The 24,561-nt window shown below is 62.6% G+C and carries 20 protein-coding genes; 9 read left to right on the forward strand and 11 right to left on the reverse strand.

What is annotated here, in order from left to right; genetic code table 11:
* Positions 1–28: 28 nt before the first annotated feature.
* Positions 29–2,644 (reverse strand): glucosidase, encoded by a 2,616-nt coding sequence (locus HX811_RS04515; protein WP_177044942.1) that lies wholly within the window; start codon positions 2,642–2,644, stop codon positions 29–31.
* Positions 2,604–2,801 carry a hypothetical protein gene (locus HX811_RS04520; protein WP_177044944.1) on the reverse strand — a complete coding sequence of 66 codons (198 nt, stop codon included), beginning with the start codon at positions 2,799–2,801 and terminating at the stop codon, positions 2,604–2,606. The genes HX811_RS04515 and HX811_RS04520 overlap by 41 nt, the downstream gene beginning before the upstream one ends.
* A gap of 38 nt (positions 2,802–2,839) precedes the next feature.
* Between HX811_RS04520 and HX811_RS04525 the strand changes: the two genes are divergently transcribed.
* Positions 2,840–4,207: a VOC family protein gene (locus HX811_RS04525; protein WP_177044946.1), complete on the forward strand. Its 1,368-nt coding sequence runs from the start codon at positions 2,840–2,842 to the stop codon at positions 4,205–4,207.
* Between the two features lie 125 nt (positions 4,208–4,332).
* On the opposite strand, the gene HX811_RS04530 is transcribed toward HX811_RS04525, so the two are convergent.
* Positions 4,333–4,572 (reverse strand): DUF465 domain-containing protein, encoded by a 240-nt coding sequence (locus HX811_RS04530; protein WP_177044948.1) that lies wholly within the window; start codon positions 4,570–4,572, stop codon positions 4,333–4,335.
* A gap of 189 nt (positions 4,573–4,761) precedes the next feature.
* On the opposite strand from HX811_RS04530, the gene tkt reads away from it, so the two are divergent.
* On the forward strand, positions 4,762–6,822 hold the full coding sequence (gene tkt, locus HX811_RS04535) for a transketolase (protein WP_177044950.1): 2,061 nt from the start codon (positions 4,762–4,764) through the stop codon (positions 6,820–6,822).
* A gap of 61 nt (positions 6,823–6,883) precedes the next feature.
* On the opposite strand, the gene HX811_RS04540 is transcribed toward tkt, so the two are convergent.
* The 4 genes from HX811_RS04540 to HX811_RS04555 form a co-directional block, all read right to left on the reverse strand.
* Complete coding sequence (locus HX811_RS04540) at positions 6,884–7,645, reverse strand: SDR family oxidoreductase (protein ID WP_003215653.1); 762 nt, start codon at positions 7,643–7,645, stop codon at positions 6,884–6,886.
* A 43-nt stretch (positions 7,646–7,688) separates the two neighbouring features.
* Positions 7,689–8,516 carry a DMT family transporter gene (locus HX811_RS04545; protein WP_177044951.1) on the reverse strand — a complete coding sequence of 276 codons (828 nt, stop codon included), beginning with the start codon at positions 8,514–8,516 and terminating at the stop codon, positions 7,689–7,691.
* A gap of 75 nt (positions 8,517–8,591) precedes the next feature.
* Positions 8,592–9,497, reverse strand: a complete 906-nt coding sequence (gene gcvA, locus HX811_RS04550) for a transcriptional regulator GcvA (protein WP_177044953.1) — start codon at positions 9,495–9,497, stop codon at positions 8,592–8,594.
* Between the two features lie 69 nt (positions 9,498–9,566).
* Positions 9,567–11,624, reverse strand: coding sequence for a methyl-accepting chemotaxis protein (locus tag HX811_RS04555; protein ID WP_177044955.1), 2,058 nt, complete (start codon positions 11,622–11,624; stop codon positions 9,567–9,569).
* A 772-nt stretch (positions 11,625–12,396) separates the two neighbouring features.
* On the opposite strand from HX811_RS04555, the gene HX811_RS04560 reads away from it, so the two are divergent.
* The 7 genes from HX811_RS04560 to msrA all read left to right on the forward strand — a co-directional run bounded on the left by HX811_RS04560 (position 12,397) and on the right by msrA (position 19,136).
* The gene (locus tag HX811_RS04560) at positions 12,397–13,362 is read left to right on the forward strand and encodes an amino acid ABC transporter permease (protein ID WP_008434702.1); all 966 of its coding nucleotides are present in this window, start codon (positions 12,397–12,399) and stop codon (positions 13,360–13,362) included.
* A 15-nt stretch (positions 13,363–13,377) separates the two neighbouring features.
* The gene (locus HX811_RS04565) at positions 13,378–14,142 is read left to right on the forward strand and encodes an amino acid ABC transporter ATP-binding protein (RefSeq protein ID WP_023658742.1); all 765 of its coding nucleotides are present in this window, start codon (positions 13,378–13,380) and stop codon (positions 14,140–14,142) included.
* Between the two features lie 74 nt (positions 14,143–14,216).
* Positions 14,217–15,056: a transporter substrate-binding domain-containing protein gene (locus tag HX811_RS04570; protein WP_003215621.1), complete on the forward strand. Its 840-nt coding sequence runs from the start codon at positions 14,217–14,219 to the stop codon at positions 15,054–15,056.
* 83 nt (positions 15,057–15,139) lie between these two features.
* Positions 15,140–16,447: an FAD-binding oxidoreductase gene (locus HX811_RS04575; protein WP_177044957.1), complete on the forward strand. Its 1,308-nt coding sequence runs from the start codon at positions 15,140–15,142 to the stop codon at positions 16,445–16,447.
* A 27-nt stretch (positions 16,448–16,474) separates the two neighbouring features.
* Positions 16,475–16,945, forward strand: a complete 471-nt coding sequence (locus tag HX811_RS04580; protein ID WP_003215617.1) for an Lrp/AsnC family transcriptional regulator — start codon at positions 16,475–16,477, stop codon at positions 16,943–16,945.
* Positions 16,946–17,145: 200 nt separating this feature from the next.
* Positions 17,146–18,633 carry an MFS transporter gene (locus tag HX811_RS04585; RefSeq protein WP_177044959.1) on the forward strand — a complete coding sequence of 496 codons (1,488 nt, stop codon included), beginning with the start codon at positions 17,146–17,148 and terminating at the stop codon, positions 18,631–18,633.
* A complete protein-coding gene (gene msrA, locus HX811_RS04590) occupies positions 18,630–19,136 on the forward strand; it encodes a peptide-methionine (S)-S-oxide reductase MsrA (protein ID WP_102605137.1) in 507 nt (168 codons plus the stop codon). The genes HX811_RS04585 and msrA overlap by 4 nt, the downstream gene beginning before the upstream one ends.
* A 139-nt stretch (positions 19,137–19,275) precedes the next feature.
* On the opposite strand, the gene HX811_RS04595 is transcribed toward msrA, so the two are convergent.
* The 4 genes from HX811_RS04595 to HX811_RS04610 all read right to left on the reverse strand — a co-directional run bounded on the left by HX811_RS04595 (position 19,276) and on the right by HX811_RS04610 (position 24,488).
* Complete coding sequence (locus HX811_RS04595) at positions 19,276–20,619, reverse strand: cytochrome c (RefSeq protein WP_177044961.1); 1,344 nt, start codon at positions 20,617–20,619, stop codon at positions 19,276–19,278.
* Positions 20,620–20,636: 17 nt separating this feature from the next.
* Positions 20,637–22,889, reverse strand: a complete 2,253-nt coding sequence (locus HX811_RS04600) for a molybdopterin cofactor-binding domain-containing protein (protein WP_177044964.1) — start codon at positions 22,887–22,889, stop codon at positions 20,637–20,639.
* Positions 22,889–23,344, reverse strand: a complete 456-nt coding sequence (locus HX811_RS04605) for a (2Fe-2S)-binding protein (protein WP_003215609.1) — start codon at positions 23,342–23,344, stop codon at positions 22,889–22,891. The genes HX811_RS04600 and HX811_RS04605 overlap by 1 nt, the downstream gene beginning before the upstream one ends.
* A gap of 250 nt (positions 23,345–23,594) precedes the next feature.
* Positions 23,595–24,488, reverse strand: a complete 894-nt coding sequence (locus tag HX811_RS04610; RefSeq protein WP_177044966.1) for a LysR family transcriptional regulator — start codon at positions 24,486–24,488, stop codon at positions 23,595–23,597.
* Positions 24,489–24,561: the final 73 nt, after the last annotated feature.

Below are 24,561 nucleotides of genomic sequence, written 5' to 3' on the forward strand. Positions count from 1 at the left end.
CCGCTCCCACATTTTGATTGTGCTGTTTTCAGGTTTTTGGCTGCAACAACAGCGCCACCAACGCACTCCACCCCGTCTGATGCGAAGCCCCCAACCCCCGCCCGGTCTCGCCATGAAAATACTCATGGAACAACACCAGGTCGCGGCTCGCCGGGTCCGCCTCCAACTGTGCATACCCCACCATCGACGGCCTTGAACCGTTCTCATCCCTCAGAAACAGGCTCGTCAACCGCTGGCTCAGCCCCTGCGCAACCTCCTCCAACGACGCCAGNNCCACCGAGAAATTATCCGCGTAGTACCGATGAAACTCCCGCAGCGACTCAATCAGCATGTAATTGACCGGCATCCACAAGGGCCCACGCCAGTTGGAGTTACCCCCATACAACCGCGAATCCGACTCTGCCGGCTCATAACGGGCACACAGCGTATTGCCATTCATCTTCAGCGCCAGCGGTTCCTCGGCGAACGCTTTCGAGAGTGAACGAACCCCAAAGGTGGAGAGAAACTCCGACTCATCCAGCATCCGCCGCAGCAAATCCTTGGTCCGCTCCCCCCGCAACAGCGCCAGCAGCAGGCGATTACCCTGCCCCGGCTCGTTCCAGCGCGACACCAACTTGGCCAGGTCCGGCCGATGCTTCATAAACCCCAGCAATCGCTCGCGCAAACCCTCCAGCCCTTCATGCTCGCGCTGCTCCAGCACCAGCACCGCAAACAGCGGCATCAGGCCGACGATGGAGCGCAGGCGCACCGGTTCGCTTTCACCGCCAGGCCGATGCAGCACGTCATAGAAAAACTGGTCCTGCTCATCCCACAAGCCTTCGGCGCCATCGTCAACGCGGTTGATCGCCCCGGCGATATACAGGAAGTGCTCAAAGAACTTCACCGCGATATCCACATACACGACATTGCGCTTGGCCAACTCCAGACCGATACGCATCAGGTCCAGCGCATACGCCGCTACCCACGCCGTACCGTCCGCCTGGTCCAACTGATAACCCGGCGGCAAATCAGCCGAGCGATCAAACAGCGCAATGTTGTCCAGCCCGAGAAACCCACCCTGGAACAGGTTGCGGCCCTCGGCGTCCTTGCGGTTGACCCACCAGGAAAAATTCAGCAGCAGCTTGTGGAAGATCCGCTCCAGGAAATCCATGTCGCCCACGCCATTCAGCGCCTTGTCCTGCTGATACACCCGCCAACTGGCCCAGGCATGCACCGGCGGGTTGGCGTCGTCAAAACGCCACTCGTAGGCCGGCAACTGACCGTTGGGGTGCATGAAGCGGTCTTTCACCAACAGCAACAGTTGCTGCTTGGCATAACCGGGGTCGATCAGGGCAACGGCCACCGCCTGGAACCCCTGGTCCCAGGAGGCATACCACGGATATTCCCAAGTGTCGGGCATCGAGAGAATGTCGAAATTCGACAAGTGCCGCCAATGGGTATTGCGGATATGCAAACGCTCGGGCGGCGGCGCGGGCTGGGCCGGGTCGCCGTCGAGCCATTGATTCACGTCGAAGTAATACAGCTGCTTGGACCACAGCAACCCCGCCAGGGCCTGGCGCTGCACGTTGCGCGCGTCTTCATCGGCGATGCCCTGTTGCAGCGCCGCATAGAAATCATCGGTCTCCTGACGGCGTTCTTCGAACAGCTTGCGCGCATTGATCCACGGCGCCTCCACCGGGGCGAAGCGCAGGTACAGGGTTTTGCTTTCCTGGCCCGCCAGCTCGAGGATGAAACGCGCAGCCACCTTGGTCCCCGAGTCCCGGCGAATCGCTGCTTGCGCCCCCGTGGTCACATAGTCGTTGATCCCGTCCTTGAACGGCCCCGGCGCCGGTTGCCCGTCCAGCCTGGGGTAGTTGGTTTCGTTCTCGCAGAACAGCCATTCCACCCCGTCCTGGCCCCAGGCACTGAGGTGGCGATCGAACAGCTCATGGTGCCGCGCCACCACCTGTTCGCCCTCCAGGCGCAACTCGGGCCTGGGGGCATCGTGGGTCCAACTCCAGTCGTTGCGCGCCCACAGGTGCGGCAACACCTGCAGGCGTGTGGGTTGGTCCGAACGGTTGTGCACGGTAATGCGCATGAATACATCATCGGGCTGGTGCTTGGCGTATTCGACGGTGACATCGCAATAGCGGTTGTCTTCGAAAACCCCGGTATCGAGGATCTCGTATTCGGCATCTCCAAGGCCACGGCGGGCGTTCTCGGTGATCAGGTCATCGTAGGGAAAGGCCGCGTGAGGGTATTTGTAGAGCATGCGCATGTAGGCATGGCTCGGCACGCCATCGACGAAAAAGTACAGTTCCTTGACGTCTTCGCCGTGGTTGCCCTCGGCGTTGTTCAGGCCGAACAGGCGCTCCTTGATGATCGCGTCGCGCTCGTTCCACAGCGCCAGGCCCAGGCACCAGCGCTGGGCCTTGTCGCTGAAGCCCGCCAGGCCATCCTCGCCCCAGCGGTAGGCGCGGCTGCGGGCGTGCTCGTGGGGGAAGTAGCGCCAGGCATCGCCGTCGGCGCTGTAGTCTTCGCGCACCGTGCCCCATTGCCGTTCGCTCAGGTAGGGGCCCCAGTCACGCCAGCGCTCGCCGTCAGGCTTGGCCAGGCGCTGGCCTTCAATCGTTTCCAGAATGTTCGTCGCAGGCTGTGCCGTCATCGAGTCTTCCGTCGCGTTCAGAGGTGACGGCCAGTGTAGAGCCCTTCGACGGTGAGATGCACGTGAAGCTGACGTCATCCCGCTCATTCATTTGCAGAATGAAGTCCAGAGGAATCTTCGTTTGCAAGGCGCCGGCAGGCCCAACAAAATCAGGCATCCGTGCTTTTCCTCTCTATAGCCGCCAGGAATTTTTCTATGCCCACCGCCCGCCCAGTCAGCCCTGACGAGATTCGCAAAGGCTTCTCCAAGGCCATGTCTGACATGTACCGCGATGAAGTGCCGCTGTATGGCGCACTGATGGAACTGGTGGCCGAGACCAATTCCCGGGTGCTGGAAACCGACACCGCGCTGGCTCATCAACTGCAACGCACCGGGGAAATCCAGCGCCTGGACAGGGAGCGCCACGGCGCCATCCGCCTGGGCACCGCTGAAGAACTGGCCACCATCAGCCGCCTGTTTGCGGTGATGGGCATGCAGCCGGTGGGCTATTACGACCTCACGCCGGCCGGGGTACCGGTGCACTCCACCGCCTTTCGCGCCGTGCATGAAAGCGCCCTGCAAACCAGCCCCTTCCGGGTGTTCACTTCGCTGCTGCGCCTGGAGCTGATCGAAAACCCGGAACTGCGGGCCTTCGCCCAGTCAGCCCTGGCCAAGCGCTCGATCTTCACCCCACGCGCCCTTGAGTTGATCCAACAAGCCGAAGCCGACGGCGGCCTCGACGCCGCCCATGCCGAAGAGTTTATCCAGCAAGCCCTGGAAACCTTCCGCTGGCACCACACCGCCACCGTCACGGCCGCGCAATACCAGCAACTGAGCGACCAGCACCGGCTGATCGCCGACGTGGTCGCCTTCAAGGGCCCGCACATCAACCACCTGACACCGCGCACCCTGGACATTGACCAGGTGCAGGCCGCGATGCCCGGCAAAGACATCACCCCCAAGGCCGTGATCGAAGGCCCGCCCCGCCGCCAGTGCCCGATCCTGCTGCGCCAGACCAGCTTCAAGGCCCTCGACGAGGCAATCGCCTTTACCGATGCCAAAGGCAGCCACAGCGCGCGCTTCGGCGAAATCGAACAACGTGGCGTGGCGCTGACCCCCAAGGGTCGCGCGCTGTACGACCAACTGCTGAATGCTGCACGGGATGAATTGGGCGCGTTTCCGAATGAGGCCAATGCCGGGCGCTACACCGAATTGATGGAGCAGCACTTCCAGGCGTTTCCCGATAATTACCAGCAGATGCGTGAGCAGGAGCTGGCGTACTTCCGCTATTTCGTAACCGAGAAAGGCTTGGCCGCCCAGGACAAGTTTAAAACCCTGGACGAACTGATCGCCGCCGGCCACGTGGACTTGGAGCCGTTGGTGTACGAAGATTTTCTGCCGGTGAGTGCGGCGGGGATTTTCCAGTCGAACCTGGGGGATGCGGCGCAGAGTCACTACGCGGCCAACTCCAACCAGGCCGAGTTTGAAAAGGCCCTGGGTCGCCAGACTATCGACGAGTTGACGTTGTACGGTGAAACCCAGCAGCGCTCGATTGACGAATGCAAGCGCGCGCTGCTGGCTTGAAAGAGAGAGTTCGCCCGGCCACAGCGCATTCCATGCGCCGTCTAAGAGCCCCAGTGCCGGGCGAACGGTTGGCATGATAGGCAGCGACGGGGTCGCTGTCTTTCAGGCAATTCTGAACAAATATTTTACTTGGCCGCGGCTTTCTCCAACTGCTCGACGATCTTGTCTTTGATCAACAGGCGTTTCTTCTTCAATTTCTCCAGCTCCTCGTCACCGCCACTTGCGGACTCAAGCTCCAGCACCTCCTTGTCGGCGCTGTCATATTGGTGGAGCAGCGAATCCAGGTAATTGTCGCCCGCCCTGCGCTGTTGAATGTCTTCCCTGGTGAAAGTCAGGTCCTGATACAGGTCGTGTTTCACTGGCATGGAGTACCTCCGCAAGTTGATCATTGACTGAATGCCCCTTGAAGCTAGCCCATCCGGCGGGCTCTTGTCATGTTTGAGATCAACCTGTCGCGTTTGCGTCCCCGTTCGTCGCGGGGCAGACGATTTCATAAAACCTTTGGCGCACGCTGCCCTCCACTGTAGATCGTCACCCGATGGAGAACAGGTTCCATGAATCACGCTGCCAACGCTGTCGACACCCAGTGCATCAACACCATTCGTACCCTCGCCATGGACGCTGTGCAGAAGGCCAACTCCGGCCACCCCGGCACGCCCATGGGCCTGGCGCCCGTCGGTTACACCTTGTGGAGCCGCTTCCTGCGCTATCACCCCGAGCACCCCGACTGGCCCAACCGTGACCGTTTCGTGTTGTCGGTAGGCCATGCCTCGATGCTGTTGTATTCGCTGCTGCACCTGGCAGGCGTGGTGGAGATTGATGCCCACGGCAAGCGCTCCGGCCAACCGGCCATTAGCCTGGACGACATCAAGCAGTTCCGGCAGATGAGCTCAAAAACCCCCGGCCACCCCGAATACCGCATGACCACCGGTGTGGAAACCACCACCGGCCCCCTCGGCCAGGGGTGTGCCAACAGCGTCGGCATGGCCATGGCCGAGCGTTGGCTGGCCAAGCGTTTCAACCGTGACGACCAGGTGCTGTTCGACTACAACGTCTACACCCTGTGCGGCGACGGCGACATGATGGAAGGCATCAGCAGCGAAGCCGCGTCCATCGCCGGGCACTTGAAGCTGGAGAACCTGTGCTGGATCTACGACAACAACACCATCAGCATCGAAGGCCACACTGAACTGGCCTTCAGCGAAGACGTGATCAAGCGTTTCCAGGCCTATGGCTGGCACACCTTGCACGTCACCGATGCGAACAACCTGCTGGCTTTGAGCGACGCGCTTAGCACCTTCCAGAAAAACACCGGGGCACCGACGCTGATCGTGGTCGACAGCGTGATTGGCTATGGCTCGCCCCACAAACACAACACCGCGTCGGCCCATGGCGAGCCTTTGGGCGATGAAGAAATCCGCCTGACCAAAGCCGCGTACGGCTGGCCCGAAGACTCAAGCTTCCTGGTGCCGGATGAAGCGCGCACGGTCCTGCGGGATGCACTGCTCAAGCGCAGCAAGCCGCTGTATGAGCAATGGACTGAAACCCTGTCCCACCTCGAACAGTACGAACCGGAACTGGCCGATGAACTGCGCCGCATGCGTGCCGGCGAGATGCCCGAGCATTGGCAGGAGCAACTGCCGAGCTTTGCCACTGATGCCAAAGGCGTCGCCAGCCGTGCCGCCGGTGGCGAGGTGTTGAATGCGTTTGCCAAGCAGATCCCATGGCTGCTGGGGGGCTCGGCCGACTTGTCGCCGTCCACCAAGACCAACCTGACGTTCGACGACGCCGGGCGCTTCAGCGCCGAGAACTACGGCGGGCGCAACCTGCACTTCGGCATTCGTGAACATGCCATGGGCGCGATTGCCAACGGCATGGCGCTGTCGTACCTGCGGCCCTACACCTCGACCTTCCTGGTGTTCAGCGACTACATGAAACCGCCGATTCGTCTCGCGGCGATCATGGAACTGCCGGTGGTGTTCGTGTTTACCCATGACTCGATTGGTGTCGGCGAAGACGGCCCCACTCACCAGCCCATCGAACACCTGACCCAGTTGCGGGCGACGCCGGGATTGCTGACCCTGCGCCCGGGCGACGCGAATGAAACCCTGGAAGCCTGGAAAATTGCCCTGGCCCAGACCCATCGGCCGACCTGCGTGGTGCTGTCGCGGCAGAACCTGCCGACCCTGGACCGCACGAAATACGCAGCGGCGTCGGGCACTTCCCGTGGCGCGTATGTGCTGGCCGGCGCCGATAAGCCCCAGGTGATCCTGATGGCCACCGGCAGTGAAGTCAGCCTGGCGGTAGACGCCTATGAGCAACTGAAGGCCGAGGGCGTGGCGGCGCAAGTGGTGTCGATGCCGAGCTGGGAACTGTTCGAAGAACAGGACCAGGCCTACCGCGACAGCGTGCTGCCACCCGCAGTGAAGGCACGCCTGGTGGTGGAACAGGCCGGCCCGTTGGGTTGGGACCGCTACGTGGGGCAAACCGGGGCCAAGGTGGTGATGAACAGCTTTGGCGCCTCGGCACCCTTGGCCAAGTTGCAGGCCCAGTTCGGCTTTACCCTGCAGAATGTGGTGAAGCTGGCGAAGGAGCAAGTCAGGCTCAACAGCTGACCCAGTGCATGCATGCCGGGCGTGGCCTACCGAGGGAAACCTCGGCGCCACGCCCTGCTGCTCATTTCCCGCCGGTGACATCCAGGAACGTACCGGTGATGAAGGACGCCTCGGCGCCTGCCAGCCACAGGATCGCCCGAGCCACTTCTTCAGGCTGGCCGCCGCGGCCCATGGGAATCGAATCCTTTACGCGATCAACCCGCCCTGGCTCCCCGCCACTGGCGTGAATGTCGGTGTAGATATGCCCCGGGCGGATGCAGTTGACGCGTATTCCCTCCCTGGCCACTTCCTTGGCAAACCCGATGGTGAAGGTCTCGAGAGCCCCCTTTGATGCGGCGTAGTCGACATATTCGTTGGGGCTGCCCAGCCGGGCGGATGCCGACGAGATATTGATCACGGCACCACCCCGTCCCTGGTGACGAAACGACATGCGCTTCACCGCTTGCTGGGCACACAGCATCGGCCCGATCGCGTTGACCGCGAAAATCCGCTGCATCCGCTCGAACGGCAAGTCTTCGACCCGGGACTGCAACGCGTTGATCCCGGCGTTGTTAACCAGCACATCGATGCGCCCGAACGTCCGATCTATCGCCGCAAATAACTGGACGACCTGCTCCGGGTCTGCGCTGTCCGCGCGTACGGCCAACGCCCGGCGCCCTGCCGCTTCTACATCCGCCACCACCGCGAGGGCGGCAGACTCATCGGAAACGAAGCTGATCGCCACGTCATAACCTTGTGCGGCGGCCAGCCGCGCGGTGGCGGCGCCAACGCCACGACTTCCACCTGTTATCAGAATCAGCGGTGCCTGCGGGACGGTATCCATTGCGCGAACCTTCATGTGGTGGTGGAAAATGCTTTGCCTGCTGTCAGCCGATCAGGATGGTGCCCGTAGCAATCACCACGCACGCCAGCACCTTGCGCACCGTCAGTGTCTCGCCCAGGAAGAAATAGCCGATCAGTGCCGCAAACAGCACGCTGGTCTCGCGCAAGGCCGAGACCGCGCCCATGGGCGCACCGGCCATGGCATAGATAATGATTCCGTAGGCCAGGAGCGACACCAGCCCACCGGCGAAGGCCGTGAAAAACCCGGGCCGCACGCTGAACAGACTTTTCGGGCCCCGCAGGCCGATATACACCGCCGGCATCAACACGCCCCACAAGGCGCACATCCATACCGTGTAGGCCATCGGCGCACCCGACAGGCGCGCGCCGATGCCGTCTGTCACGCTGTAGGCGGCAATGAAACAGCCGGTGCCCAGGGCGTATGGCAGGCTGGGAACGGCGAGCCGGCGCCCCCTGAACGCCAGGGAAATGATGCCGCCCGACACCAGGGCAATGCCCAGAAGCGAGCTGGCCGAGACACTCTCCCCGGCAAACACCGCGGCACCCAGGGTGATCAGCACCGGCGAGGAGCCGCGTGAAATCGGATAGGTCTGCCCCAGGTCTCCGACTTTGTAGCTACGCACCAGGAACAGGTTGTAGCCCACGTGCAGCACCGCTGACAGCACCACATAAAACCAGCTGGCTGGCGCCGGAGGGTCCAGGAACACCGCAACGCCGCCACTGGCGATAGCGACCGCCAGGCACATCACCGTCATCGACCAGAGTCGGTCGGCGCCGCCACGCAGCAGCGCATTCCAACTGGCGTGCAGTAAGGCAGCGAAGAGGACCAGGAGAATAATGGGATAAGGCATGCGCCCATCCTAAGCAAACCGGCGCCTTAACTGAAGCGAAGTCTGCTCATTGAAGAATGAGCAAATCCTCATGCTTTATTCGTAAGCCAGTCCGGCGTTTACGGCTTCCTGCATCAGCCAATCACGAAAGCTGACGATATGCGGCTGGGACTCGATGCCTTTGGGGCAGACAAAGTAATAAGCGACCGGTGACGGGAACGGCACATCGAACAGCCTCACCAGGCTGCCATCGCTCAGCTCTGACTCCACATGCCCACTGCGCGCCAATGCAATGCCCTGGCCGAGCAAAGCCGCCTCGATCGTCATGTTGGTATCCGCAAACCTGACACTTTCCTTGAGCGGCGCAATCGCCAGCCCGACGTGCTGGAACCAGACTTCCCACTTCGGCACCAGGTCGGCGCCGTCGCGCATCAGCAAGGGATAGCGCAGCAATTCGGCGGGTGTGTGTGGCCGGCCAAAGCGTTTCAACAGATCGGGACTGGCCACCGGAAAAATCTGCTCGCGGAACAGGAACTCCGAGTACAGCGCCGGGTAATTCCCGTTGCCCAGGCGGATCGCAACATCAGCCTCCACGCTTGAAAAGTTGATGATCTTGTCGCTGGAGTCCAGGGTGACCAATATTTCAGGGTGCCGTTGGGCCAGGCCCGGCAGTCGGGGCAGCAGCCATTTCAGCGCGAAGGAATAGGTGGTACTGACCTTGAGCCGGACCCTGCCTTTTTGCTCGCGCAGGTCCGCGAGTGTCGCCTCAAGGTTCATGAAAAACTCGCGCACGATCGGCGCAAGGGCTGCTCCGGCAGGCGTCAGGCTGAGTGACTTGCCCCGCTGGAACAACTGCAATCCCCAGAGTTCTTCAAGGTGCTTGAGCTGATGGCTGACGGCACTCTGGGTGACATGCAACTCTTCTGAAGCCGAGGTGAAGGTTGCGTGGCGTGTGGCAACCTCAAAGGCGCGCAATGTCGAGGTGGGTGGCAAGTCTCTCATGGCATTGCTTCACCGTTTATGAATAGATGCTCATGATAGAACATCTATCCATTGCGCTGTAGGCCGCCCTCAACCCAGCTGGAACCGCGCCGTGTTGTCGCTCAACGCCCGGCTGCCCTTGCTCAACCTATCCGCCGCCTGGTTCACCGCCCGCGCGCCGTCGAGCAAGCGCCCGGCGGCCTGGTCAACCTGCTGGATATTGCCGCTCACTTCATCCGCCGTCGCTGCCTGTTCCTCAACCGCCGTGGCGATCTGCGCCAGGGTGTCAGTAACACTCTGCACCGCGCTGGCGATCTCCCCCAGGCGATGGCCCAGGCCCGTGACGGACTCGGCATCGGTCACCGCCTGCTCACAGGCCACGCCCATCAGGGTGACCGCCTGGCTCACCGTCGCGCGCAAACTGTCGACCGTGCCGGCGATCTGCGCCGTGGAGGCCTGGGTCCGTTGCGACAGGCTGCGCACTTCATCGGCCACCACCGCAAATCCCCGGCCCTGTTCACCGGCCCGCGCAGCCTCGATGGCAGCGTTCAGCGCCAGCAGGTTGGTCTGCTCGGCGATACCCCGAATGGTGTCGACCACCGACTGGATCTGCTGGCCCTGCTGGCTGACGCGCTCCAATGCATCGGAGGTGTCGGTCAAGCGCTGGTTGAGTTGCTGGATACTCGCGGTGGTGCGCTGGCTGTCGCGGCTGCTGTCCTCGGCAATCTGCCGGGTTTTCTGCGCGCTGCCGGAGGCCTGCTCGCAGCTCTTGGCGACGCCCATGGAGGTCGCGGCCAACTGTGTGGCGGCCGCTGCAATCTGGCTGATCTGCTGTTGCTGGTCTTCCACTTCGGTCAGCGTGCTGCCCGATTGCGAATTGAGTGTCAGCACCGCAGAGCCCAACTGCTGCGTCTCGTGATTGACCCCCAGCAGGCTGGTGCGCAACTGCACCACCGCCACGTTGAGCGCCGTGCTGATGGCCGCCAGTTCATCGCGCCCTTCCACCGCCACTTCAACGCACAGATTACCGTCGCGCAGGGATTCGGCCAGGGTGGTGATGCCGCTGGCACTGCGGCGAATCGATGCCTGCAAGCACACGAACAGGTACAGGGCTGCCAGCGCCAGCACGCTGAACGTGACCGCCACCGGGATGAATTGCTTGAGCGAGCTGTCGCGGTAGTAACCCAGGCGCGCGTCCAGCGAGGTCAGCGACTGTTTACGCAACGCGCCGAGGGCGCCAAGCATGCCATCCACACTGCGTTCGAAGCCGGTGGTATCGAGCTTGATGGTGCCGCCGAACACGCCTTCGTCCAGGGTCTTCAGTTCGTTGTCCAGCAGTTGCAAGCTGTCGTCGTATGGCGCGATCCAGGTTTGCAGCCCCGGGTATTGCTTGGCCTTGAGGGATGCGGCGGCCTTGACCAACTGGTCCCTTGCGTCGCCGATGCGACCGCGCAAATCACGCATCTGCAAACGGCTTTGCAGGGTGAACTGCCCCGATGCGATGGATGACTGCCCGACGCTCGCCATACGCCCGATACGCTCGATCAGGTCGGGGGTTTGCTGGGTGGAAATCTGCATCAGCAAATAGGTTTCAAGCCACGGATCGAGGATCAACCCGGTGTCCATGGTGATCTGTTCGCGCAGGGTTTGCATCGCGCTCAGCGCAGACGTGAAACGGTCATAACCATCCGGCCACCAGCCCACGGTGCGCAGGGATTGGGAATCCATGCCCGTGACCGAGGCTTGCAATGCCTCAAAACGTGCAAGGATATCCGGGCGGGCGTTCTGGGCTTTGAGGGCCTCGCCCAGGGCCTGCACGCTTTGCAGGATCAGCGGGAAATTGGTATCGACCGCAGTCATGGCCGCCTTGGCCGCGGGTGTCTGGTCGTGGAGGATGTCGGCGGCTTTCCAGCGCGCCGCCAGGTTGCGCTGGGCGGTCAGTTGGGCGTCCAGGGCATCCAGCGCCAGCAGTTCGCGCACCCCGGATTGCTCATTGGAAATCACCGTCAGCTTGGTGCGGTACTCCTGCGCGATCATCCACAGGCTGCCCGCCAGGGGCAGCATGAACAGGAAAAACAGGATCTGGAACTTGCGCGCGAATCCAAAACGTCCGAGCAGGCGGATACCTGGCGACAACACACTTTGCATGTCCGACTACTCCTAGAACCACTCGCCTCTACAGCGAATCAAGCTTTGAAATGATTGACGGCAAAATGCCATGTCATTGATTAAGCTGGTTCTAGCAAGAAACGGACCGCTGGTGGTAGGCCCGCAGATACGCGGGGCGTCGCTCAAAAAACGCGATGCCGTGCGCGAAAATGGGGCGAAAACACTCAGCGCCGGTGGCAGAACGGTAACCGTCTGACCAATACCGCAAGCGTAAGGGCAGACGACAACCTGTGGTGAGGGAGCTTGCTCCCGCTGGGCTGCGAAGCGGCCCCAAAACAGGCACTGGTGTTCCGTCAGGTCGATATCGATTGCAGGGTCTAGGGCTGCTTTGCAGCCCAGCGGGAGCAAGCTCCCTCGCCACAGGGTGAGTGCTTGCTGAATCAGGAGTGCCAATGGACGGCGCGTTATACGGTGGTTTACCGGCCACGAAGTCAGCCTTGGATGCATCGAGTTTTGCTTGAAGAGTCATGTTCAGTTCCTGGGATTGGGGACGCTTGAACGGCCGGTTTTAATCGCCAGGCCAGCATTCCTTTTTGCAGGGTGCGGCAGTAGAGAGGCTAAAAGCATAGGAACTATTCTTCGGTGGAATGCGCTTGCTGTGCCAGAAGATTCCGGCAGATGTAGGGTTCCCCTCCCCTCATACGCTCATAAAAACCGCAAATCCCAACATTACGCAGGGTGCCGCCCGGCATTTCGTCAACCCATAATGGACTGACAACAATAAAGGGGCTCACCCCGGGGCGCGTAAGCCATGTACAGAGACCATATCGTCAAGACCCGCATGACGGACAGCGCGGTATTCATGGGCGCGGTGGCCGTGGTGATTTTCATCATCACGCTCGCCTGCGGCGTCGGTGAAGGCCGCCTCTCCCACTTGATGGGCCCCATCGTTCTCGACCTGAAGGCACCACTGGCACGAGATATTGCAGTGGGCGGCACGTTCACCCTGACGGTGGTGCTGAACCTGTTCATCCTTGGCCGCTTTCCCTTGCGCGCGCAGATCATCACGGTCTGGTGCGAGTTGCTGGTGCTGTTCCTGTTGTTCTTCGACACCTTCAACCTTTCCTACAGTTTCATCGCGACCAAAATCGGCTTCATGATCACCCAGGGGGTGTTCACCACCGTCTACGTGTCGGCGATTTCGATTGCGATTGCGTTCGTCCTGGCGCTGCTGGGCGCCACCGCGCGCTTGTCTTCCAACGGCTTCGCGATTGCGATTGCGAGCTTCTACACCTCGTTTTTCCGCGGCGTCCCGCTGCTGATCCAGATCTATCTGATTTACCTGGGCATCCCTCAGCTGGGTTATGTGGTCGGGGCGGTTCCAGCCGGGATCCTGGCGCTCTCGCTGTGTTATGGCGCCTACATGACGGAGATCTTCCGCGCCGGTATCAGCAGCATCTCGCGGGGCCAGTGGGAAGCCTCGCGGGCGATTGGCCTGAACCCGTTCCAGACGATGACCCGAGTGATTCTCCCGCAGTCCATGCGCTTGATCATTCCGCCAACGGGCAACCAGTTCATCTCGATGCTCAAGGACAGTTCGCTGGTGTCGGTGATCGGCGTCTGGGAGCTGATGTTCCTGGCACGAACCCAGGGACGCGCCGAGTTCCGGCACCTGGAAATGCTGATCACCGCCGCCGTGCTGTATTGGCTGCTGTCGATCGTGCTGGAAACCGTCCAGGCCCGCCTGGAAAAGCACTTCAACCGCGCCCATCGCTGAACCAGGAGCATGACGATGAATCAGCCCTCAATAGTCCCTGCTCCATACCCTGCAATATCGATCCAGGACATGCATAAATGGTATGGCGATTTTTATGTGCTCAAGGGCATCGACCTGCACATTGCCAGCGGTGAAATCGTGGTGGTCTGCGGGCCGTCGGGCTCCGGCAAGTCCACGTTGATTCGCTGCCTGAACCTGCTGGAAGACTTCCAGAAAGGCCACGTGTTCATCGAGGGCACCGAGTTGACCCGTGATGCCGCCTGCGTGGCGGGCATAAGGCGCCAGGTCGGCATGGTGTTCCAGCAGTTCAACCTGTTCCCGCACATGACGGTGCTGGAGAACCTCATGGTGGGACCGCGTCTGGTGAGCAAGCTCAGCGAGCCCCAGGCCCGCGAGCTGGCCTATGAATACCTGGACCGAGTGCGCATCGGGAACCAGGCCGACAAATACCCCAGCCAGCTCTCGGGCGGCCAGCAGCAGCGCGTCGCCATTGCCCGGGCCTTGTGCATGCGCCCGCGCATCATGCTGTTCGACGAGCCCACGTCGGCCCTTGACCCCGAGATGGTCAAGGAAGTGCTGGACGTGATGGGCGAACTGGCCCAGGACGGCATCACCATGGTCTGCGTCACCCACGAGATGGGATTCGCCCGGCGGGTGGCCGACCGGATCATCTTCATGGACCAGGGCTGCATCATCGAGCAAGCCAAACCCACCGAGTTTTTTGACAACCCGCAGCACGAGCGTGCCCGGGAATTCCTGTCGCAGATTCTCAGCCACTGAGCAGCACCGTCGAACCTTGCGAAGTCACCGATAAAAACAACAGGCACCGCACTCAAGATACTGGAGGCTTACCCATGATCTCGTTCACTCGCTTCTTCACCGCAGCCGCTGTCGCCACCGCCCTCACCAGCCTCACAGGTGCGGCCTGGGCGGGCTCGACCCTCGACCGCATCCATGAAACCAAGGTGATCAAGGTGGCCACGTCGGCCAACTGGCCACCGCAATCGTTCCTGGGCCCGGACAATAAGCTGCAAGGCTTCGATATCGACGTCGCCAGCGAAATCGGCAAACGCCTGGGCAGCAAAGTCGACTTCGTGACGCCCGAATACGGGATCATCACCGCCGGGCGCTGGTCGAGTCGCTGGGACCTGTCGGTCGGCTCCATGACGCCTACCACCGAGCGCACCCGGGTGCTCGACTTCCCCGCGATCTACTACTACACGCCGTATGTATTCGCGGTGCACAAGGACGCGGCCGAGACCAAAGTGGCGGACCTGAACGGCAAGATCATCGGCGTCGAAGCCGGTACGACTTCGGAGGACTATATCAACCGCCGCCTCAAGATCGACGCCGCCGATGTGCCGCCTTTCACTTACGAAGTCACCCCCGGCGAGGTTCGCACGTACGGCGACAGCATGGGCCCGCTGGATGACCTGCGCATGGGGGACGGGGTGCGCCTGAACGCAACCCTGTCCGCCCTGCCCACCATCGTCGCCGCCGTCAAGAATGGCTACCCCATCGTCAGGGTGGAAGGCAAACCCGCCTACTACGAACCCCTGGCCATCGCCGTGGACAAGGGCGATGAGGCGTTCAACAGCGCGCTGACCAAGATCGTCGCCGACATGAAAGCCGACGGCACGCTCAAGCAATTGTCAGAGAAATGGTACGGCGCCGACCTTACCCAGGTGCAGTAAAAACCCCCACAGGCCGTACAGGCGCCCCGTCCCCGACGCGGCGCGCTGTATGCCTGCGCCGCGAAAAAAGGACGACCGACTTCATGTACACCTATAACAACAATTACTACACCGCCACGATGCGCGACACGACTGAACGCCAGGCGCTGTGTGGCAACGCCCGGGCCGATGTGTGCGTGATCGGCGCCGGGCTGGCGGGGCTGAGCACGGCGTGGGAGCTGGTCTCCCGCGGGCAGTCGGTGGTGCTGCTGGATGCCGGTCGCGTGGCCTGGGGAGCGTCGGGGCGCAACGGTGGCTTCGTGCTCCAGGGCTGGTCCGAAGGGTTGGCCGCCATCGAGCGACGCTGCGGCAAACCTACAGCCGCCGCGCTGTTCAAACTGTCGCTTGAAGGCGTCGAAATTGTTCGCGGCATGATCGCCGGTCATCAGTTGCCCGACTGCACGCCAACCCCGGGGAAACTGAGTGTGGTGCGCTACGAAGATGGCGACAACCTGCAGCGCGTGCGGGACAAAATGGCCGCGGATTTCGACTTTCACCTCGACTACCTGGATCGCCAGGCGGTGCGCGAAAAGCTCAAGACCGAGCGGTATTTCCAGGCGCTGCGCGACAACCATGGCTTTCACTTCCACCCCTTGAACTATTGCCTCGGCCTGGCCCGACTGATCGAGCAAAGTGGTGGCAAAATCCATGAACGCTCGCCCATGACCGCCGTCGAAAGCCGCAACGGGCGACACCGGGTCATCACCGATCAGGGCACTGTCGATTGTGCCCACGTGGTGTACTGCTGCGGCGGCTATGGGGGGCCTGAGTTCGGCAAATTACGCCGCGCCTTCCTGCCGATCGCGACCTATGCAGTGCTGACCGAGCACCTGGGCGATCGCCTGGCCGAGGCGGTCTGTACCTCCGATGCCGTGGGCGATAACCGCCGGGCCTCGGACTATTACCGCATCGTCGAGGGCGACCGCCTGCTCTGGGGCGGCCGCATTACCACGCACAACCTGCAGGATGAGAAACGCCTGGGGCAATTGCTGACGCAGGATATCCTCGACGTTTATCCGCAACTGCGCGGCATCAGGATCGACAAGGCCTGGTCCGGGTTGATGGGTTATGCGCGGCACAAGATGCCGCACATTGGCCCGCTGGGGCAGGGATTGTGGGCGTGTACATCATTTGGTGGCCATGGTATGAACACCGCGCCGATCGGCGCACGCGTCATCGCCGAGGCGATCTGCGGCGAAACCGATCGCTACCGCCTGTTCGATGCCTACGGCCTGGAATGGAATGGCGGCCCCCTGGGCCCGGCGGCCGCACAAACGGTTTACGCCGGCCTGAAAATGATGGATATGTTTCAGGAAAAGCGCTCGCAACACAGGGCGACTCATAAAAACTGAACCCCAGCGAGGGTCAAGGACGTGTCCATGGATACGCAGAATCCCGGTCCACTGTTTAACCTCACCGACAAGGACAGGCAATTGCTTGGCCTGCTGCAAGCCAACGCACGCGAACCCACCGCGTCATTGGCCCGCAAGCTCGGGGTCTCGCGCTCTGCGGTGCAGGAGCGGATTACCCGCCTGGAAAAGGCCGGCGTCATCACCGGCTACAGCGTGCGCATCGACCAGGACCGGCTTCAGCAGACGGTGACCTGCTTTACCATGACCTCCTGCACCAACAAGAGCTACACCGATGTGATGACCTCGCTGCGCAGGATGGAAGCGGTGCAGGCCGTTTACGCGGTCTCGGGGGAGTCCGATTTCATCATTCACCTGGCCACCGCCACCCTGAGTGAACTCAATGCCGAGCTCATCAGGATCAACATGATCAAAGGGGTGGCGCACACCGCTTCGCATATCGTGATGGAAACCAAGTTCAGCCGGAAACTGATGGTGTGAAGTGCTGCCGGCCTTGGGAAACCGCGCGTCTCACGCTCCGCCTCGGCTGCCATAGCGACTCAGCCACCTGACAAGTCATTCCTTGCAAAATAATTCGCCTCAGCGCAATATTAAAAGCAATTGCTTGGTTAATTACCTCAAGCCTGACGCTTAGCCCTTCGCCGGCTTCCATACCGCGAACGCATTACAAGGAATCGTTGATGCAAACCCAAGACAGCAGTTGGGGCGAGTTGCTTAGCGGCAAGAACGCCACGCGCTCCATTGCCCTTTCAGGCGGCATCGCGCTGTATGCCACCAACACCTATATCGCCACCACCATCCTGCCGTCGGTGGTGGCCGAAATCGGCGGCCTGACGCTTTATGCGTGGAGCACCACACTGTACGTGGTGGCCTCGATCCTCGGTTCCGCCCTCACCTCCAAGCTGTTGCAACGCACCGGTCCACGGCTGGCGTATGCGCTGGCCACACTGGTGTTCATGGTAGGCGTGCTGATCTGTGCCCTGGCGCCGAACATGCCGGTGATGCTCGCGGGGCGCTCCATCCAGGGGCTGGGCGGCGGGGTCTTGCTGGCCCTGTGTTACTCGATGATCCAACTGGTGTTCGAAGAGCGCCTGTGGCCGCGCGCAATGGCACTGGTGTCGGGGATGTGGGGCGTGGCGACGCTCGTCGGGCCGGCGGTGGGTGGCGTGTTTGCCGAGATGGACGCGTGGCGCCTGGCCTTCGGCTCGATGGTGCCGGTGAGCCTGGCGTACATGGTACTCACCAGCCGCGCCCTGCCCCCGCGCGACACCACGGCGACCGCCACCGCTCGTTTGCCGGTGCCGCAACTGGTGCTGCTGGCGGGCGCGGTGCTGGCGGTGTGTGCCGGCAGCGTCTCGGCGCTGCCGAGCTGGAACCTGTTGGGTATCGCCACCTGCGTCGTGCTGGTGGTGCTGTTGATCCGCAAGGAGTCCAGCGCCACCGTGCGTCTTTTGCCCCGGGATGCATTGAAGTTCAGCACCCCGCTCTGCGCGCTTTATGCGACCACCTGCCTGTTGGTGATCGGCATGAGCAGCGAGATCTTCATGCCGTACTTTCTGCAGCACTTGCATGGCCAGTCGCCGCTGATCGCCGGTTACATGGCCGCGCTGATGGCGGCCGGCTGGACGGTCTCGGAAATCATCAGCTCCGGCTGGACCGGCCGCGGTCCACATCGCGCCATCATCGCGGGGCCGCTGTTTATCGTGGCGGGCTTGATGATGCTGGCGATCACTACGCCCATCGCCAGCCAGGGCGAATGGACATTGCTGGCCCCTATCTGCCTGGGGCTGTTCCTGGTGGGGTTCGGCATCGGCCTGGGTTGGCCGCACCTGCTGACGCGCATCCTGCAAGTGGCTTCGGAACAGGACAAGGACACGGCCGCTTCGTCGATCACCACCCTGCAACTGTTCGCCATGGCCATGGGCGCGGCGCTGGCGGGGGTGATCTCGAACATGGCGGGCATCAATGAAGTGGCGGGCAATGGCGGAATCGCCCATGCCGCGCGCTGGCTGTTCGCGCTGTTTACCCTGGCACCCGTGTTGGCGCTGTTGATGGCGCTGCGGGCAACGCGGACAAAGCCGATCGAAGGCGCGCCCCTCGACCTTGGAATCGTCCAACCTGCCCCCATAACTAGCGAGGTATCCAACAAGGGGAAGCACAGACCATGACCAACCCGACCGAAACCGCCCTGCTCGCCGGCGGCTGCTTCTGGGGCATGCAAGACCTGCTGCGCCGCTACCCCGGCGTGCTGCACACGCGGGTCGGCTACACCGGCGGCGATGTGCCGAATGCCACGTATCGCAACCACGGCAACCATGCCGAAGCCATCGAGATCGTCTTCGACCCGACGGTGATCACTTACCGGCAGATCCTCGAGTTCTTTTTCCAGATCCACGACCCCAGCACGCCCAACCGCCAGGGCAACGACTTGGGCCCCAGCTACCGTTCGGCGATTTATTACCTGAGCGAACAGCAACGCGACATCGCTGAAGACACCGCAGCGGATGTGGATGCCTCGGGGTTGTGGCCAGGCCGTGTCGTGACGGAAATCGAACCGGCGGGGCCGTTCTGGGAAGCGGAGCCGGAGCATCAGGATTACCTGGAGCGGATTCCGAATGGCTATACCTGCCACTTCATCCGACCCAACTGGAAGCTGCCGAAACGCGGTTGAAAATGTGGGAGCGGGCTTGCTCGCGAAGGCGGTGTGTCAGTCAGCAAGTTCTTCACTGACCCACCGCTTTCGCGAGCAAGCCCGCTCCCACATAAAGCAGTTCCTACACAAAGCGCCTCCCTCACAAGGCGCATTTCCCTCAGCGCATTTGCAGAATGATCGGGCTACTGCTCGCCGGGCCCGTGTGCTCACGCAACTTGCCCACCGCCTTGGCATCCACCGCCCCACCCTGATTGCCCCAGGTGCCGCGCACAAACGTCAGCACTTCAGCAATCTCCTGGTCCGACAACTGCTCACGGAACGCCGGCATGCGATAAGCGTCCGCCACATTGGCCGCCACTACGCGCTGCGAGCCATTGAGGGTGATGTTGATCGCCGAGGCGTCCTCCTTGGCCAGTGCGGAGGTGGCGCCCGCCAGCGGCGGCATCCAGTCCGGTTGCCCTTTGCCTTCCAGCCCGTGGCACGAGGCGCAGCGGGTCACATAGGTATGCGCACCCGGCGCATCCAGGCGTTGCGCAGCCGACACCGCCTGATACTGCCAGGCCGCACCGTCGCGCTGCTCGTCGCCCGGCAATGACCGCAGATAGCGTGCAATCGCCGCCAGGTCATCGTCGCTCATGAACTGCGTGGAGTTGTTGAACGCCTCGGTCATCGAGCCATAAACCACCGCATGTTTGTTGCGACCGGTCTTGAGGAACTGCACCACTTCCGACTCGCTCCAGCGCCCCAGGCCGGTGTTGGGATCATCCCGCAGGCTCGGTGCGTACCAGCCGTCGAGCAAGCCACCGGCCAGGTACGGCTTGCCACTTTCATCCAGTGCCTTCTCGTTGAAGGCCAGGCCCCGTGGCGTATGGCAACTGCCGCAATGCCCCGGGCCCTGCACGATGTAGGCGCCCCGGTTCCACAGTTCATCCTTCCCGGCCTTCGCGACATACGGCTTGCTGTCGGTAAACACGCCATTCCACAGCGCGATCGGCCACCGCATATTCAATGGCCACGGGATCGAACTCTTGATATTGGTCTGCTGCACCGGCGCCACGCCCTTCATGAAGAACGCGTACAGGGCGCGCACATCATCGTCGCTGAGCTTGGCATAGGACGGGTACGGCATCGCCGGATACAGGCGGCGCCCACCCGGCGCGACACCCTGGCGCACCGCGCGGTCGAAGTCGGCGAGGCTGTAGCTGCCAATACCGGTTTCCGGGTCTGGCGTGACGTTGGTGGCGTGGATCGCCCCCAGCGGCGTGGCCATCTCCAGGCCACCGGCAAAGGGCTTGCCGTTGGGCACGCTGTGGCACGCCACACAGTCGCTGAGCCGGGCGACATACTCGCCTCGGGCGACCAGCGCCGGGTCCGTGGCGACGGGCTCGGCCCCCAGCGGCGAGACAGGCTCGCGGGTGACATACCAGGCCAGCAGGCCTGCGGCGACCAGGCACGGCAGCGCCAGCCAGCCAACGGTTCTTGCGAATCGACGGTTGTTCATAAGTGCTCAGGCCCCGGTCAGGTGAAGGAGTGGCGGCTTAACGGCATGCTGCGAACGCGCTGCCCGGTCAACGCCGCGACGGCGTTGGCCACGGCAGGCGCCACGGCGGGCAGCGGCGGTTCGCCAATACCGCCCATTTTTTCCCCGCTCTCGATCACGCGCACGTGCACCCGGGCCATCCGCGAAGGCGGCAGCACCGGGTACAAATCGTAGTTACGCGCCCGAGGCAAGCCGTCCACATACACCGCTTCCTCCAACAGCACCTGGGACAAGCCCAGCGATACCGCCCCATTCACCTGCGCCTCGACAATCGCCGGGTTGACGATGCTGCCCGGGTCGACTGCCTGCCAGATGTCATGCACCTTGACCTGGCCGTTCTCGATCGACACCTCGGCAATCACCGCCGTCTGGGTGCCGAACGGTGACGCCATCGCCACCCCGCGTGCGCGCTTGCTGCCGTCTTCGGCAACAAACGGCCCACGTTTCCAGCCACCCGACAACTCGCCCACCGCCTTCAGCAGAGTGGTCAGCCGCTGGTTATCCCGCAACAAATGCAGGCGCAACTCGAACGGGTCCTTGCCCCCCTTGTCGGCCAGTTCATCCAGGAAGGATTCGTAGAAAAAGTCATTCAGCGAATTGCCCACCGAACGCCAGTAGCCCAGCATCACCGGGCCCTTCACATAGATCTGCGCGATACGCTTGTTGGGAATCGCATAGGACTTGCCGGACAGTCCCTCAAGTGCCGTCGGGTCGAGCTTCTCGCCCTGCTTGCCCGCCAGGGCCTCGGTCGGTCCCTCCGTGGCGCTCACCGCTTCAATCGCCACCGGCCAGCCGTCGCTGTCCAGCGCCCCACGGAAATTCACCGCTGCGACCGGGCGCAGCACATCCCGCAGGAATTCTTCTTCGCGGCTCCAGATCAACTTCACCGGGCGCCCCACCGCCTTGGCCAACTCGATGGCCTGCGGGTAAGGACTGGCCGAGTCATACAGGAAGTGCCGCCCGAAAAAACCACCCAACAACGGCGAATGCAGGGTAATACGCTCCGGGGCCAGGCCGGTGCGCTTGGCGATATCGGCCAGGAACATGTCCTGCGCCTGATTCGGCAGCCAGATCTCCAGCGAACCGTCAGGGTTGAAGCGCGCCAGCGCCGAAGGCGGCTCCAACTGGGCATGGTGCAGGTACTGGTTGTGGTAAGTGGCCTCGACCCTGGTCTTGGCATTGGCCAGCGTGCCGGCCACGTCGCCCTCGTTCTCATCATCACGGGCCGGGCCGGTTTCTGCGGCCAGGCGCTTGAAATGCTCGTCGCTGGAAAAGTCCTTCGGCATCCCGCGCACCTTGGAATCAGCCGTCGGCTCCAGCCAGTCGACCTGAATCGACTCCACCGCACGCTTGGCATGCCACCAACGCTCGGCCACCACCGCCACCGCACCGGGCAGGCGATGCACCGAATGCACGCCCGGCATGGCCTTGACCTGGTCTTCGTTGCGCAGGCTGCCCACGGTCATGCCGAGCCGGGGCGCATGCTGCACGGCGGCATGGAGCATGCCGTCGACCTTCATATCAATGCTGTACAGCGCCTTGCCGGTGGACTTGTCATACGCATCGAGACGCTTCACCGGCTTGCCGATCCAACGGAACTGGCTTGGGTCGCGCAGCTTCACACTGGCCACATCCGGTACCGGCAGGTCCATCGCCCGCCCGGCCAACTCGCCATACGCAAGGGAACGCCCGGACGCCGCGTGTACCACCTTGCCCGGCTCGGTCGACAGCTCGCTCACCGGTACCTTCAGCGCCTGCGCCCCGGCCTCCAGCAACATCGCCCGGGCCAGCGCACCCAGCCGGCGCATCGTGGGGTAACTCATCCGCACCGACATACTGCCGCCGGTGATGCGCATGCCGTTTTCCATCACCACAAAGGCTTCACCGGGCGGGGCACACTCAACCAGGAACGTGGCCGGGTCGGCGTCCAACTCCTCGCCGACAATCTGCGCCATCGCGGTGAACGTGCCCTGGCCGCCTTCGATAAACGGGCTGAGCAAACGAATCGTGTTGTCCGGGCGAATCTCCAGGAAGGCCGGCACCTGCGTACCGCGTTCGGCCGTGGCCGCGGCGGTGGCCGCCTGCACTCGGCCAGACCCCAGCGGCAGGCCAAAACCGATCACCAGCGCACCCACGGCCGTACTGGCCAGGAAGCGACGGCGGGACAGGTTCACCGGGTCAGTCAGCGCCGCGACCAAGGGCAGCGCAGTGGGATCAATGCGAATGTTCATCAGGCCTCTCCCTTCTGCGCAAGGTCATGCACGGCGGCATGAATGGCGTTATAGGTGCCACAGCGACAGAGGTTGACCATGGCCGCCTCGATCTGCGCATCACTGGGCTTGGGCGTGTGCTTGAGCAGCGCGGTGGCCGCCATTACCTGGCCGGATTGGCAGTAGCCGCATTGGGCGACCTGGTATTCGACCCAGGTGGCGACGACCCGCTTGCCGACGTCATCGGACTCGATGGCTTCGATGGTGGTGATTTCGCGGCCGACCACGCCGGAAACGGGCGTGACGCAGGAACGCACGACATTGCCGTCCACAAGCACCGAACACGCACCGCATTGCGCCAGGCCGCAGCCGTATTTGGTGCCGGTCATGCCCAGGTTGTCGCGGATGACCCAGAGCAGAGGCGTGTCGGGTTCGGCGTCGACTTGGTGGGTCTGCTGGTTAATTCGTAATTCCATGGCTCACCCGCTGATCATCGGTTGGTGTTGCATTTTTTAGTATTTTTAGACGGCAAGACGGGGCCTCGCCGCTGGGCATCGATGGCCCGTCTGGTTCGCGCGCGCGTGGTTTGAGTAGTCTAGCGGGCGATGGGAATGACTTTAGACCCTGGTTCATCAAGGCGCTATGCAGGGGTGGGCAAGATCGCAGGATTAGGCAAGTATTCAAGAGGATTGCGTCAGGGGGAGCGGCCTGTGGTGTCAGTGGCGGTCACGCCGGGTGGTGTTCCACCAGAAAGTCGACAAATGCCCTGACCCGCGCAGGCATCGCCGCGCCGCCGACGAACACCGCGTGAATCGGCTCCTGGTCTCCGGGGTTGTACGCTTCAAGCAACGGCACCAGATCACCGCTGGCCAGGTCATCTGCCACGCTGAATGCGCCAATGCGTGCGATGCCGGCACCCAGCTTGGCCAGCTGGGACAATACCTCCCCGCTGTTACCCTCGATCGTACCCGACACCTGCAGCGAAAAATCGCGCCCGTCCACGTGAAACGGCCAGTCGGGCGCTGCCCGGCGGAAGTTGAAACGCAGGCAGTTGTGGTTGAGCAAATCCTGCGGCACCTGCGGCGTGCCGTGACGCGCCAGGTAGTCCGGGGAAGCCACGATCACCTCGCCGATGGAGCCGATAAGGCGAGCGGTCAAGGGGCTGTCGGCCAATTGACCGAAGCGGATTGCAACGTCCGCTTGCCCGCTCAGGATATCCACCACCTCATCCTCCAGCCGCAACTCAACCACGATGGCCGGGTAGCGCGCGCTGAACGCGGCAACCAGCGGCACGATCGACAGCCGCCCGTGTGCGAGCGCCGCGCTGACCCTCAGCCGCCCCCGTGGCGCGCCCTGGTCGGTGATCGCATCCTCGACTTCGGCCATGTCCGCCAGGATCCGCCGGGCGCCGCGCAAATACGCTTCGCCTTCGGCGGTGAGCGTGATCGCCCGGGTGGTGCGCAGCAGCAGGCGGGTGCCTATGCGCCCCTCGATGCGGGTGATGATGCGGCTGATGGATGACGGCGTGAGGCCCAGCACCCGAGCCGCCCCCGAGAGGCTGCCCTGCTCCGCGACCCTGGCGAACACCGCCATCTCCCCCGACCGACCGCCTATGTCCACTTGTGATCTCCACGCAAAGCTGTAGTGCCCTGCCGAGGGCTACCGCCTGAAAAGTCGTGATTGTAGCATTTGA

Source organism: Pseudomonas sp. F8002, from assembly GCF_013385495.1.
Taxonomy (GTDB): Bacteria; Pseudomonadota; Gammaproteobacteria; order Pseudomonadales; family Pseudomonadaceae; genus Aquipseudomonas.